Annotated in this window: 15 protein-coding genes and 1 tRNA gene; 6 read left to right on the top strand and 10 right to left on the bottom strand. The window is 69.7% G+C overall.

Features of this window, described 5'->3' with window-relative positions:
* Window positions 1-112: 112 nt before the first annotated feature.
* The 5 genes from FHS29_RS21925 to FHS29_RS21910 are packed head-to-tail and all read right to left on the bottom strand — an operon-like array spanning window position 113 to window position 3037.
* Entirely contained in the window at window positions 113-460 is a 348-nt protein-coding gene (locus FHS29_RS21925; RefSeq protein WP_184693220.1) for a type II toxin-antitoxin system PemK/MazF family toxin, read from the bottom strand.
* On the bottom strand, window positions 447-677 hold the full coding sequence (locus tag FHS29_RS21920; RefSeq protein ID WP_184693218.1) for a ribbon-helix-helix domain-containing protein: 231 nt from the start codon (window positions 675-677) through the stop codon (window positions 447-449). Before FHS29_RS21920 ends, FHS29_RS21925 begins: the two co-directional genes overlap by 14 nt.
* Window positions 678-699: 22 nt before the next feature.
* Window positions 700-2550, bottom strand: a complete 1851-nt coding sequence (locus FHS29_RS21915) for a bifunctional polysaccharide deacetylase/glycosyltransferase family 2 protein (RefSeq protein WP_184693216.1) — start codon at window positions 2548-2550, stop codon at window positions 700-702.
* The gene (locus tag FHS29_RS37740; protein ID WP_281391667.1) at window positions 2547-2681 is read right to left on the bottom strand and encodes a hypothetical protein; all 135 of its coding nucleotides are present in this window, start codon (window positions 2679-2681) and stop codon (window positions 2547-2549) included. The genes FHS29_RS21915 and FHS29_RS37740 overlap by 4 nt, the downstream gene beginning before the upstream one ends.
* Window positions 2633-3037: a DUF6542 domain-containing protein gene (locus FHS29_RS21910; RefSeq protein WP_184693214.1), complete on the bottom strand. Its 405-nt coding sequence runs from the start codon at window positions 3035-3037 to the stop codon at window positions 2633-2635. Before FHS29_RS21910 ends, FHS29_RS37740 begins: the two co-directional genes overlap by 49 nt.
* A gap of 50 nt (window positions 3038-3087) precedes the next feature.
* On the opposite strand from FHS29_RS21910, the gene FHS29_RS21905 reads away from it, so the two are divergent.
* Window positions 3088-4182: an LCP family protein gene (locus FHS29_RS21905; protein WP_184693212.1), complete on the top strand. Its 1095-nt coding sequence runs from the start codon at window positions 3088-3090 to the stop codon at window positions 4180-4182.
* Between the two features lie 97 nt (window positions 4183-4279).
* On the opposite strand, the gene FHS29_RS21900 is transcribed toward FHS29_RS21905, so the two are convergent.
* A complete protein-coding gene (locus FHS29_RS21900) occupies window positions 4280-5155 on the bottom strand; it encodes an NAD(P)-dependent oxidoreductase (RefSeq protein WP_221456352.1) in 876 nt (291 codons plus the stop codon).
* An 87-nt stretch (window positions 5156-5242) separates the two neighbouring features.
* On the opposite strand from FHS29_RS21900, the gene FHS29_RS21895 reads away from it, so the two are divergent.
* The 5 genes from FHS29_RS21895 to FHS29_RS21875 all read left to right on the top strand — a co-directional run bounded on the left by FHS29_RS21895 (window position 5243) and on the right by FHS29_RS21875 (window position 9833).
* Complete coding sequence (locus FHS29_RS21895) at window positions 5243-5629, top strand: winged helix-turn-helix transcriptional regulator (protein ID WP_184693210.1); 387 nt, start codon at window positions 5243-5245, stop codon at window positions 5627-5629.
* Window positions 5630-5650: 21 nt separating this feature from the next.
* Window positions 5651-6292: a Crp/Fnr family transcriptional regulator gene (locus FHS29_RS21890; RefSeq protein ID WP_184693208.1), complete on the top strand. Its 642-nt coding sequence runs from the start codon at window positions 5651-5653 to the stop codon at window positions 6290-6292.
* 53 nt (window positions 6293-6345) lie between these two features.
* Window positions 6346-7032, top strand: a complete 687-nt coding sequence (locus FHS29_RS21885; RefSeq protein WP_184693206.1) for a hypothetical protein — start codon at window positions 6346-6348, stop codon at window positions 7030-7032.
* 849 nt (window positions 7033-7881) lie between these two features.
* Complete coding sequence (locus FHS29_RS21880) at window positions 7882-8031, top strand: hypothetical protein (RefSeq protein WP_184693204.1); 150 nt, start codon at window positions 7882-7884, stop codon at window positions 8029-8031.
* Between the two features lie 149 nt (window positions 8032-8180).
* Entirely contained in the window at window positions 8181-9833 is a 1653-nt protein-coding gene (locus tag FHS29_RS21875) for a TIGR04141 family sporadically distributed protein (RefSeq protein WP_184693203.1), read from the top strand.
* A 154-nt stretch (window positions 9834-9987) separates the two neighbouring features.
* On the opposite strand, the gene FHS29_RS21870 is transcribed toward FHS29_RS21875, so the two are convergent.
* The 4 genes from FHS29_RS21870 to FHS29_RS21855 all read right to left on the bottom strand — a co-directional run bounded on the left by FHS29_RS21870 (window position 9988) and on the right by FHS29_RS21855 (window position 11967).
* Window positions 9988-10626: a P-loop NTPase family protein gene (locus FHS29_RS21870; protein ID WP_184693201.1), complete on the bottom strand. Its 639-nt coding sequence runs from the start codon at window positions 10624-10626 to the stop codon at window positions 9988-9990.
* Between the two features lie 112 nt (window positions 10627-10738).
* The gene (locus FHS29_RS21865; RefSeq protein WP_184693199.1) at window positions 10739-10927 is read right to left on the bottom strand and encodes a hypothetical protein; all 189 of its coding nucleotides are present in this window, start codon (window positions 10925-10927) and stop codon (window positions 10739-10741) included.
* 33 nt (window positions 10928-10960) lie between these two features.
* Window positions 10961-11035 (bottom strand) — tRNA-Ile (locus FHS29_RS21860).
* Between the two features lie 86 nt (window positions 11036-11121).
* Window positions 11122-11967, bottom strand: coding sequence for an oxygenase MpaB family protein (locus FHS29_RS21855; RefSeq protein ID WP_184693197.1), 846 nt, complete (start codon window positions 11965-11967; stop codon window positions 11122-11124).
* Between the last annotated feature and the right edge of the window lie 73 nt (window positions 11968-12040).

The raw sequence follows: 12040 nt of genomic DNA, 5'->3' as shown, positions 1-12040 counted from the left end.
GGCGGCTGTGACAGCGCGGTCCGGGCGGCAGCGCGGTCCAGGCGCAGTCGGGCGGCAGCACGGCCGAGCGGCGCGACCAGGCAGCGCAGGCGGTGGTGCGGCCGGGGCGGGGTCAGAGCGAGAGGTGCACGCGCAGGGCGTCGTCCAGCTGCTTCAGCACCGCCGGCGGGAGGCCGCCGATCCGGGCGCGCAGGCGGGTCGCGGCGACCGTGCGCACCTGCTCGGCCTGGGCCTTCGAGTCGGCGCCGAGGCCGCAGTCCTTGGCGGGCAGCAGCACCTGGAACGGGTACACGCGGGTCGTGTTGGAGGTGATCGGCACGATGGTCACGACACCTCGGCCACCCCGTCCGGCGGCCCGGTTCGCCGCGTCGTTGCTGACGACCACGGCAGGTCTGATCTTGTTCGCCTCCGCGCCCTGCGCGGGATCCAGATCGACCCAGTAGATGTCACCTCGACGCATCGACGACACCGTCTGGCGCTGTCACGTCCCACATCTCGGCGTCACCTCCGGCTTCCCACTCACCCCACGCGTTGGCGTAGGCGTTCTCCAGTCCGGCCTCCCGCAGCAGCGTGATCGCCTGGTGGATCACCGACGACCGGGAGGCGCTGCGATGTTGCCGAAGGTAGCGATCAACGAACTCCACGTCTTCCTCGGGCAGGCTCACACTGATTTTCATACCGCCGATGCTACCGGTGGTGCTACCGGGTGGCTACCTCGGCCAGCCCGGTCCGGCCCACCGACTGCCACCGCACCGGCGTCCCGTGCAAGGCGGTGACCAGTGACTTCACCACCACCAGGTAGGTCAGCTGGCGGTAGGCCAACTGCTGGAGCGGGAACGTCCAGAGCGGCTTGAGCGACTCCCCGTCGAGGCGCAACGCGTACCCCGCGCTCAGCGTCTGCATCAGCAGGAAGCCCGCCCACACCACCAGCGCCCACGGCGCGTCCGCGATGAACGCCCCGTACACCACGAACACGTCCAACGCGGGCGCCAGCAGCGGCAGCACCACGTGGAAAAGCAGCAGGTACGCCAGCCCGAGCCGGCCCATCCGACCCCGCGCCGCGCGGTGCTTCCACATCGACTGGAACGTCCCGTACGACCACCGGTACCGCTGTTTGTAGAGCCCTCGGACCCCGGTCGGCACCTCGGTCCACGCCCGCGCGCCCGGCTCGTAGACGACCCGCCACCCGGCACGGGCGATGGCCATCGTCACGTCCGTGTCCTCGGCCAGCGTGTCCGCGCTGATCCCGCCCACCTCGTCCAGCGCCGTCCGCCGGAACGCGCCGATCGCGCCCGGGATCGTCGGCAGGCAACCGAGGGCGTTGAGGATCTGCCGGTCCAGGTTCGAACCCGCGCAGTACTCCAGGTGCTGCCACCGCCCGAACACCCCGCGCCGGTTGGCCACCTTCACGTTCCCGGACACCGCGCCGACGCCGGCCGCCCCCAACGGCCGCACCACCTGCGACACCGTGTCCGGCTCGAACACCGTGTCGCCGTCCACCAGGACGAGGACCTCGTGCCGTGCCAGGGCGATCCCGGCGTTCAACGCGGCGGGCTTGCCGGCGTTCGGCTGGCGGTGCACCCGCACGTCCGGCAACCCCAGTTCCGCCACCAGGTCCCCCGTGCCGTCGGTGGACCCGTCGTCCACGACCACCACTTCGACCTCGGCGGGGTGCTCCGACGCGACGATCGACCGCACGGTGGCCGCGATGTTCGCCACCTCGTTGTACGCGGGCACGATCACGGACACAGCCGGTGCGTAGTCGGTCCCGACCACGGCGTCCTGCCGTCGCAGCCGCCGCGACGTGTGCGCCAGCCCGAGCTGCGTCACGGTTCGCAGCAGGGCGAGCACCGCCACGATCCCGCTCAGCACACCGAGCACCAGCACGATCGTCCCGCCTTGCCGTTGCGCGAACGCCAAGGCGTGCCCGGTGATCCGTTGCCCGAACGCGGCCTCGGCGTGCGCGCCGGCTCTCCCGGTCGCCTCCGACAGCGGCACGAACCGGCGACCGGGCATCCGGTCCGCCAACAGGTCCACCACTCCGGGTGCGCTGCTCGTCACGTGCAGCCGCACGACCCGGCGGGCATCGGTGGCCGCGACGATCGCCAACGGGTCGCGCACGGTCACGTCGAGGGTGTCCGGATCAGGTTCGGACAGTCCAGTGTGGACATTGGTCGCCGCGGCGAGCGCCGCTCGGCTGAATGCCGGGTCCAGTGCGCCGTCCGGGCCGGCGCGGAACGCGCCGACGCCCACCTCGTGCCCTTCGGCGACCATCCGCCGCACCAGCCCGGGGTTGGCGTTGACCGCCGACCCGACCACGAAGAACGTCGCCCGCAGCCGCCGGGACGCCAGCTTGTCCAACAGCTTCGGCGTGTAGCGGGGATCCGGGCCGCCGTGGAACACCAGCGCCACGGTGCCGTCCGCCACCGGTTCGGCGACGGTCGCCGGACGCGGCGACTTCGGCGGGACGGCCGTCGCGTGGGCGTGGAAAGCCAACGCGGCCAACAACAACACCAGACCCACCAGCAACGAGACCCAGTGCGCTCTCATCGCAGGTGCTCGAACACAGTGGCCACGATCACCCCGGTGAAGCCCAGCAACCCCAGCGCGAGGGCGATGCCGAGCACGCCCATCAGCCCCCTGCGCCTACCCGTCTCGTCGACGAAGACCTGCTTTGCCACCACGTTCCCCCCACGCGCACAGCCGCCACGACCACCCCTGCCCCGACCGCGACCGCCATCGACGGGAACACCCGGATCACGAGCGGCGCGGCCGCGACAGCCAACTCCCGCAACGACTTCCCCCCGGAGGCAGCCACCCCGACCACCAAGCCGACGCACAGCACCGGCGGCGCGGGCACGACCGTCCACAGCCCCACCGGCCGCACCGTCGCGGCCGCGAACACCGTTCCCGCCACCAGCAGGACGCCGAACAGCCAGCCGGGTCGCTCGCCGTCGAGCCAGATCCCCACCCCGGTGAACACCGCCGACACCGCGAGGGCGGCCAGGCTCGGCAGGTGTGAGATCCGGTCGACCACGCAGCCCCCAGCGTCTGGACGGCCATAGGCTACGCGACCGGGGGGTACCGATGTTGCGCAAGTTCTCACTGGTCGCGGCCAGGACCACGTGGACGGCCCTGGCCGTGGCGGTCCTGGTGGCCTCCGGAGTGGCCTGGACCACTTACCGCGACCTGGACACCGGCGTGCGGCGGTCGCACGCCATCCCGGCGGACGCGCCCCGTTCCGAGAACGGGTTCACCGTGCTGCTGATCGGTCTGACCACCCGGCGGGACCTGGACGGCGGCGCTCCGTCCGACGAGGTGTTGGCCGAACTGCACGCCGGCGACGTCGACCGGGGCGGGTACAACGCGAACACGCTGATCCTGGTGCACGTGCCGTCCGACGGGTCGCCCGCGACGGCGATGTCCGTGCCACGGGACAACTACGCCCTGCTGCACGGGGTGCCCGGCACGCCTCGGGAGAAGATCAAGGAGGCGTACGGCCGGGCCAAGGAAGCCGAGGAGGAGCGGCTGGTCGCCGAGGGCGGGTACGACGCGGCGGAGCTGGAGTGGCGGGGCCGCGAAGCCGGGCGACGGGCGCAGGTGGAGACGGTGCGCGAGTTCGCGGGCGTGCCGGTGGACGCGTTGGCGGAACTCAGCCTGGCCGGCTTCTACCACCTGGCGGGAGCGTTGGACGGCGTGGAGGTGTGCCTGAAGAAGGCGACCTCCGACCTCCAGTTCTCCGGCGCCGACTTCCCGGCCGGGCGGCAGCGGCTGGGCGCGGCGCAGGCGCTGGCCTTCGTGCGGCAGCGGCACGGCCTGCCCCACGGCGACCTGGACCGCACCCGCCGGCAGCAGGCGTTCCTGAAGGCGGTGCTGAACCGCGCGAAGGAGCACGGCCTGGTCGCGCTCGGGCCGGTGGTGGACGTGGCGAAGCGGAACGTGGTGCTCTCCGACGGCTGGGACGTGCTCGACCTGGGCGGGAAGGTGACCGGCGTGCGGTTCCTGACCCTGCCGATCACCGGTCACCCGGACAAGGACGGCGAGGAGGCGATGCGGGCCGCCGTGGACGTGGCGCTGGGCCGGGTCGCCCCACCGAAACCGTCGTCGTCCAAGCCCGCCCCGCCGAGCACGTCCACCACCACCGCCCCGCCGGCAACGGACGGCATCCCGTGCGTCGACTGACTTTCCGGCGGGGCACGACGATTTCTCGCCGGAGGATCGCATCAACACCACGATCCGGGAGCCTGCGGGCGCGGTCCGGTGACCCCACCGGGCCTCATCACCCGCCGGCGAGCGGTCGGGGCTTCCGGAGCAGGTCGATCACCGCGCCGAAGTCCGAGGCGGCGTGCCCGGCCGCGATCGCGCCCGCCATGAGCGACTTCACGTGCTCCAGGATCGTGGTGTCGACGCCCCGCACCCGACCGGCGTGGACGAGGTGCTCGACGGCGGACAGCTGCATGTCCAACCGGGCCTCGCTACTGGTGAACTCGCCGCTGTCCACCTGCGCGGCCATCGACGGCAGGAAAGACGCGGTGGCGGCGAGCATTTCCTGGGCGAGCGGGGTGAATTCCACCGCGGACACTTCTTCCCGGCCCACCAGTGCGACCGCCTGGAGGAATCCGGCCACCGCCGAATACATGATGCCGAGCAGCGCGGCGTCGTGCAGCGCGGCCGAACCGGGGTCCGCGCCGAGGTACTTCGACGCGCCCAGCGCGGCGAGCGTCCGCTCGTTCGCCTGGAAAGCGTCCGCTGAACCGCTGTAGAGGATCGAGGCGGACGGCGAGCCGATTGCCGCCGGGTTCGCCATGATGCCGCCGTCGAGGTACTCGGCGCCCCGGTCGACGACCTGCGGGGCCATCGCCCGGGCTTGTTCGGGCGTGCCGGTGGTCAGGTTGACCACCGCCTTGCCGGTCAGCCCGCCGGCCAACACCTCCTCCACCGCGCGGTAGTCCAGCACGCACGCCACCACCAGCGGGCTCGCGGCCACCGCCTCCGCCGCCGTGGCGGCCCTGGTGGTGCCGTCCGGTCCGGGTCGGTCCGATCGCGTCCACACCGTCGTGGGGTGACCGGCGCGCCGGAACGCGTCCGCGAGCGCCGTGCCCATCAGGCCGAGACCGAGCACGGTCACCGGCTGCCTTGGTTGTTCGTTGATCACCGCACTATCGTCACCAGGGTGCTCAGACTGATCAAGTAGGCACAAAAAGGTAACCACGCACCTCGGAGTAACCAGGGGGTTCCGCGGATGAAGCAGAAACGGCCGTACGCGTGCGGTGTCGACGCGGCCGTCGACGTGATCGACGGCAAGTGGAAAGTGCTCATCCTGTGGTCGCTGTCCACCGGCGGCAAGCGCTTCGGGGAATTGAAGCGGGACCTGTCCGGGGTGAGCGAGAAAGTGCTGATCCAGCAATTGCGCGAACTGGCGGCGGACGAGCTGGTGCACCGCCGCACCTACGCCGAGGTCGTGCCGAGGGTGGAGTACTCGCTGACCGAGCTGGGCCGGTCGCTCAACGAGGCGCTGGAGCCGTTGGGCGAGTGGGGCGCCCGGAACCGCCCCGGGATCGAGGCGCGGCGCGCACACCTCTCACCTGAACGTGTGAACACGGCGGATAACCACCCCCGGCACGGGTGACGGTCGGCACGATGGTGCGCCATGCCCGACCACGCTCCCGACCGGGGCCGAGCGGAGATCCGCGCCGCCGGGCGGTCCGCGCCGTTCCGCAAGGGCGAACGGCTGATCACCGCCGGCACCACCAGTGACGAGGTGCTGCTCGTCGAAGCCGGCCTGCTGAAGGCGGTGCTGCCCGGTTTCGGGGTGGAACCGCTGGTCAGCCTGCTCGGACCGGGTGACCTGATCGGCGAGCTCGGGGTGATCAACGGGCGGCCGCGCAGCGCGCACGTCATCGCGCTGTCCCCCGGCCGCGCCGTGCACCTGGCCGCCAGCGCGTTCCTGCGGCTGCGCGCGCAGAGCTACGACGTGAGCGCCCTGGTCGACCAGACCAGCCTCAAGCGGCAGCGCGACGCCGACGAGCGCCAGCTGGCGCAGACCCGGGAGGTGCCGGCACGGGTGGCGTCCGTGCTCCTCAAGTGGGTGACGGAACTGGGTCGGCCGACCGACGCCGGCCTGCGGCTGGACGGGCTGAGCCAGCGTGACCTGGCGGACGCCGTCGCCGCGTCCGAGAAGAGCGTGGAGACCGCGCTGGGCGCGTTGCGCGCCAAGGGCCTGCTGCGCACCGCGCGGCTGTGCTTCATCCTCACCGACCCGGCGGCGCTGGCCCGTGCACTGGACCGCTGAAACCCCGCAGTATCAGGGAGAACACCGCCCGAGCCGGGCGGAAAATCACCCGCATGGAGGTTCCTGAGCACCGGGCGCTGCTGGGCGTGGACGTGGTGGGTTCGGCGCGCAACGAGGGGTACCACCTCAACACCGTGCACGGAGCGGTGGCCGAGATGGTCCGCGACGCACTCGCCACGGCGGGGATCGGGCGAGCCGACGTGGTGGAGTGGGAACCGACCGGGGACGGTGCGCTGCTGACGTTGCCGAGCAGGCGGTTGGGCGCGGTGCTGGACGCGGCGCACCACCTGGACGGGCTGGCGGCGCAGCACAACCGGCACCGCAAGCCCGACATCCGATTGCGCCTGGCGGTGGAGATCGGCCCGGTGGGCGCGCAGCCGGGCCTCTACGCGCCGAAGATCGCCCTCAGCCGGTTGCTGAACGCGTCGGTGTTCAAGGAACTCGTGGCCAGGTGCGACGGGATGAACACCGCGCTGATCGTGTCCGACGGAGCGTTGCGCGCGGTGTTCGGCGGCGACTACACCCGCCACGTACGCCGAACCGACTTCAGCCCGCTTGCCGTTCGTGACAAGGAATTCGCCGACACCGCGTGGGTTCGCGTACCCGGCTGCGATCCCCACAAGCCCGGCCCCGCCGAACCCCCCGCTTCCCCGCCGGGCGGGCGGGTGGTGAACGTTGTCAACGGGTCTTTCAACGGGGTGCAGGCGGGCGAGGTGCACGGCGGCATCCACCTGGGCTGATCTGCCGGCCACTCCAACGGATACCCGACAGATCGGTGTGGTCCGACCACAGCGAATCGGTCGTCTGTCAACGTGCCTCAGCGGCGAAGCCGTCTGGTGTCGAGTGCGGGCGTTTCGCCTGTCATCGACCCACCAGCGCACGTCAGGATGGCCGTGCGGCGCGCCGAACTGCACGCGACGACGAGCGCCTTCTCCGGAGCGACGAACGGTCCAAGATGATCTTCACTCGATCGGTCAAGCATATAGCCGAAATGCTGACAGCTCTACCCTGAGTGGCATTCCATGTGCCCCAGAAATTTTGATGAAAAACTCTCGGATTTTCGTCACCCGATCGTGTGACGGACAGCGTTGTCATTCCACGCGAACTACGGAGTAGAGAACCTGACGGTATCCGAATGCCACCTGAATGGGCTTATGCCGGACACGATCGGATGGATGTTCAGCTGCCGTTCGACGCTCATAGGGGCCGCTCGGCGCAGCGGTTCATCAGAAGTGATGTCGTAACTCGTTAGGGCCGGCATTCTTGGCGGCACCGTCACACACGGTGCCTGAAATACAGATGCGGTCCCCTGTTGGCGCAGGGGACCGCAGGCGTCCCACCACGTCCCCCTGGCATAGCAACCAGAAGACTGATCGGAGGAACAACTGTTGAGTGTAGAGCGGTCTACACCAATCCGCCTAGGTTTCGAGCACGCACAGCTGGGTGAGTTCGCCTGTACGGGCGTTCGGGCGGGCCTCGCCCTCCACCGCGTACCTGCGCCGGACCACCTACTGCGCGAACCGCAGCCCACCTGCGGACTGTCGGTCCGGCGCGGAAGCCGCCCCAGCGTCGTCGCTTTGCACCACCGGATGCGAGTACTGCTCGGTCTGGCCGTGTCCGGCCTGCTCGCAGTCGTGCTGCTGCTCGGCCGGTGGTCGGTCGTCACCCTGGGGATCGCCGCCGTGCGCGATCGCCACGTGCCTCGACTCGCCGTCACCCGCCTCGGCGTATGCACCTGAGTCCGCGTTCGCGGACATCTCCGTCAGCTTCTCGCTCAACACCGCCGCAACGCGCGGTTCCAGGGCCCTCTCCCGACTTCGGCTTTCGCCCGGTGCGGTCCCAGAAAAGGATCTTCGTCTTGTCTCGTCAGCCTCTTCCCTGTGCCCCGATGACGATCTACCGGTTCATCGGTGGCATGTCTCCCCGGAACTACCTCACCTTCCCCGAAGGGGTGATCCCCGAGTACGACGGCCCGGTGGTGATCGCCGGAGTGAAGTCCCACCTGGTCGCCGGTGTCCGCGCCGTCGACGCTGCCTCGTGGGGCAAGCACGTCGCCGGGATCACCGGCGAGCAGTTGGAACTCGCGAGCTACGCGCCCTTCGCCGTCATCCTCGTACCGGTCCGCAAGTGGATGATGGTCGCCGCCTTCGGCGGTGGGCGCTACCTGCTCGACGACCTGCGGTTGGACGAGGGGTTCGGCCTCCTCTACGCCATCCGCCGGCTCGACCCGACCAAGCTGCGCGCGGTCAGCAGCAGCTTGCTCGACATCTCCGCCCGCAACCGCCAGGTGTCGTTCCCCTCCGGCAGCACGGTGCCGGGCTTCCGCATCGATCAGGCCGGCGAGCTGGTCACGCGGATCACCGGCAAGGCGGACATGGAGGGTCTGACCTACCACGAGGCCACGGACGGCAAACCGTTCCAGATCCGGGCGGGCGACTCGTTGAACATCCAGATCGGCAACTCGCCCGAGACGTTCCTGGCCGACCTGGAGGAGATCTGCCGCATCGTGGAGCAGAGCGACGAGGACTCGCCCCTCCGCTTCATCTCCCAGGTGCGTCCGCTCGGTGACAACGACCCGTTGGTGCCCGACCTGGAGGGCCGCTTGGCCGTCGCCCTCGGCGGTGACGAGCAGTTCGGTCCGCTCGGCCTGTGCTGGCCGACCGCGGCGGCGTCGGCCATGGACGAGGCGAACTCCTTCTACACCAACGACGCCGGTGGTTACGGCCCCGTCGAGCTCGACGCCGACCTCGACATCGAGGCCATCTCGGAGCGGTTCGCCAGGATCCCGCTGTCGGCGCGGGTCAGCGAGCTGAAGGTGAGCCGCCTGATGCCGTGCGCCGACGAGCACGGCCAGGAGTTCCTCACCAACCCCATCCCGATGGACCGGTGGGTGGCGTTCGAGACCACGATCGGCACCCACACCTACTGCCTGCACCAGGGGCGGTGGTACGAGATCGGGCAGGATGCCGTGCGGCAGGTGCGGAGCCAGGTGGCCGAGCTGGTGGCGAACAAGAGCGACCTGGAGTTCCCGCTCTGGACGCCGACCGGCGAGCAGGACGACGAGCACCGCTACTGCGAGAAGGTTGCGCTCCAGGACGGTTACCTCTGCCTGGACAAGAGTCTCGCGCACACGCCGATGCACCCGAGGTTCGAGCTGGCCGACGTGATCGGGCCGAAGGACGAGGTGGTGCACGTCAAGTGGCTGGCACGCGCCACGGCCGCAAGTCACCTGTTCACCCAGGCGCGCGTGTCGGCTTGGGCCCAGCGCCTGGAGCCGGAGGCGCTGGAGCAACTGGATGCGAAGGTGCACCTGATCGACGACCGGCGCCGCATCACGAAGCGACCGCGGGTGGTCGTGCTGGCGGTCGCCGGACGGCAGTGGGACGTCGAGCAGCTGTTCACGCTGTCGATGGTCGATTTGTTGCGGCTCAACGAAGACATGCACCACCACGGCATCACGTTGCAGTTCGCCGACATCCCGTTCACCGCCAAGGGGAAGGGCAGCCGGGCGGTGCGGTCGGCGGACGAACAGGCGGCATAGCGGCCTGATCGGAAAGACACCGGCGCGGCTCCGCTCACCGACCTGACAGGTCGCGTTGCTGCGCCGGTGTCCCCGAAGGCCTCACAAGTGGGCGAAGCGTTGTGGTGATCATGGGTACCGAACACCGTCACTGCTGCGGCGGTGATCTTTCTGGCTAGTCCGGGAGAAGCTGGGCGGGAAACGCCACACTGTAGACGTCAGTCACCGTGCCGACCTCGGTCTGTGACGCCTCGCCCCAGACCTCTTGGACAGCTTCGAACAGCTTGTCGACCTGGGGGGCAATCCGGGCACCCACCGACTTGCTCCTGCTCCAGTCGACGGGCCTCCACCGACCGTCAGACGTCCTACGTGATGCATTCGCCAGCGGCTTGAGCCACGACTGCAAGCGGTGTTCCAAAGCCAAGCTGACCTCGCGCGGATCGAGCACACCGGTCAGTGGACCCGCTTCGGGCAACCGCGGCCAGGCCACCACGACGACGCGGTGCCAAATCTCAGGTGGAAACGTGTTCGCCAAGTGGTGGCTCTCCCCGACTGCCAGGTCCCGCAGTCGCCGTTCCGACTGACCGGTCTGCCCCACGTACAGCAGACCCCAGTCCAGCCACACCCCGTACAGGACATGGCCGGTCATGCTCGGCGGCCCATCCGCCTGCACACCCGTCAGCGCGCGGCCCAACCGATGCGCGAACCGATACCGCCGATGCCTCCAGGCCTCCGCGGCAGCCTTGGTCGACGTGAACTCTTCAAGAGCCCGTCTCCAACCGTCGAACGCCTCACCCGAGATCGCATCGGTCACCCGACCAACGTAGTCGCCGCACGCAACGCCGCTGAGACTCGATCCGACTGCCCGCAAGGGCCGGCATCGACCGGAATCACTGCAGGGTTCCACTCGCAGCGGGGCGGCGCGCTCACTCCTCGATGCGACCACCGCCAGCCTGGTTGATGTCCGTCTGTGCGGCGCTGCGCGCGACCAGCTTGGCCACCCGACACGGTCCTTCGGGAACGGCCGTTGGTCCCTGGGCTGCCGACGCGCTGGAGGCGATCAAGGGGTCTCCGTCGCCAAGCGTTGGCAAAAGCGTGGCGTCGATCTTGGACATTCGGATCTTCGCCACGCTGACCAGCACCGGGAGTGGGGCCGGTGGGGCTCGAACCCACGACCTGACGGATTATGAGTCCGCTGCTCTGACCAGCTGAGCTACAGCCCCCTGATGTGCGGTTCAGGAGAGTACAGATCAGCGGTCTCCGCGTCTCGGCAACCCGGCAGCACGTGACCAACCCGTGTGCAAAGCGGCTACGGGGCTCCGAGATCGGACGGTCGGTAGCCGGTCGGGTAGCCGGGGTACGTGCGGTTGGTCGGGTCGTTGGTCAGGCGTGGGGTTCTGCGGGGTGGGAGGCGGCGGACGGCTCGGGCCCGCAGGCGCAGGGCACGGCGTTCGAGGTCGCCCAGCCACGACGGCGGCGGGGTGAAGCCGAACGCGTCGGTCATGCGGGGGTCCAGCAGGGCCACGACGGCGCGGGACGTGAGGGCTCGGGGTGCGGGGTACCAGGAGCAGAACAGGTCGAGGGTGTACTGGCCGATGCGGCGGTTCGTGTCGTGGTAGACGAAGTGCTCCTCCTCGTACGCCCGCTTGAACGCGCGGAACTCCTCGTAGCTGTCCGGCACGTCCCTGATCGCCATCCGTTCGCCCACGGCGCGGTAGAAGTGGAACGCCGCCAGGCGCTCCTGCTCGGTCAACGGTCGCCAGCCGAACTGTTCCAACCAGTCGATCGGCTCGTAGACGAACGTCGACAGCACGTACCTCATGTCGTCGTTCGCGATCTCGTACCGCCCGTGCAGGCGGTTCACCACCCGCAGCGCCTCCTTGCCGCGCGGCGAGTCGTAGCCGTGGTCCACCAGCTCCGCCATGAGCAGCGCGGTGTCGTCGTAGCGCTTCTGCGCCCGCCGCTCGAACTCGCCGGTCCTGGCCAGCAGCCCCGAGATGGACGGCACGCAGTAGGTCTTGAAGAGGGCGAACTCCAGCGCCCGCACGTAGTCCCACGGGAACTCGTAGGCCGAGGACACCCGCAGGATGCGCTGGTGGTCGCGTTCGGGGTCCAGGGACTCGATCAGGCGGCGGTTGGCGAAACGGTCCGGCATGTCGTCAAGACTGCCGCACCCGTACCACCTGGAGGTGTGACGAACGGGTGGTCCCGGGGTGTCGACGTCCCGG

This window comes from Saccharothrix tamanrassetensis (genome assembly GCF_014203665.1).
Classification (GTDB): domain Bacteria; phylum Actinomycetota; class Actinomycetes; order Mycobacteriales; family Pseudonocardiaceae; genus Actinosynnema; species Actinosynnema tamanrassetense.
The sequence above is the reverse complement of the archived record's forward strand: the minus strand, read 5'-3'. Positions and strand labels throughout refer to the sequence as shown.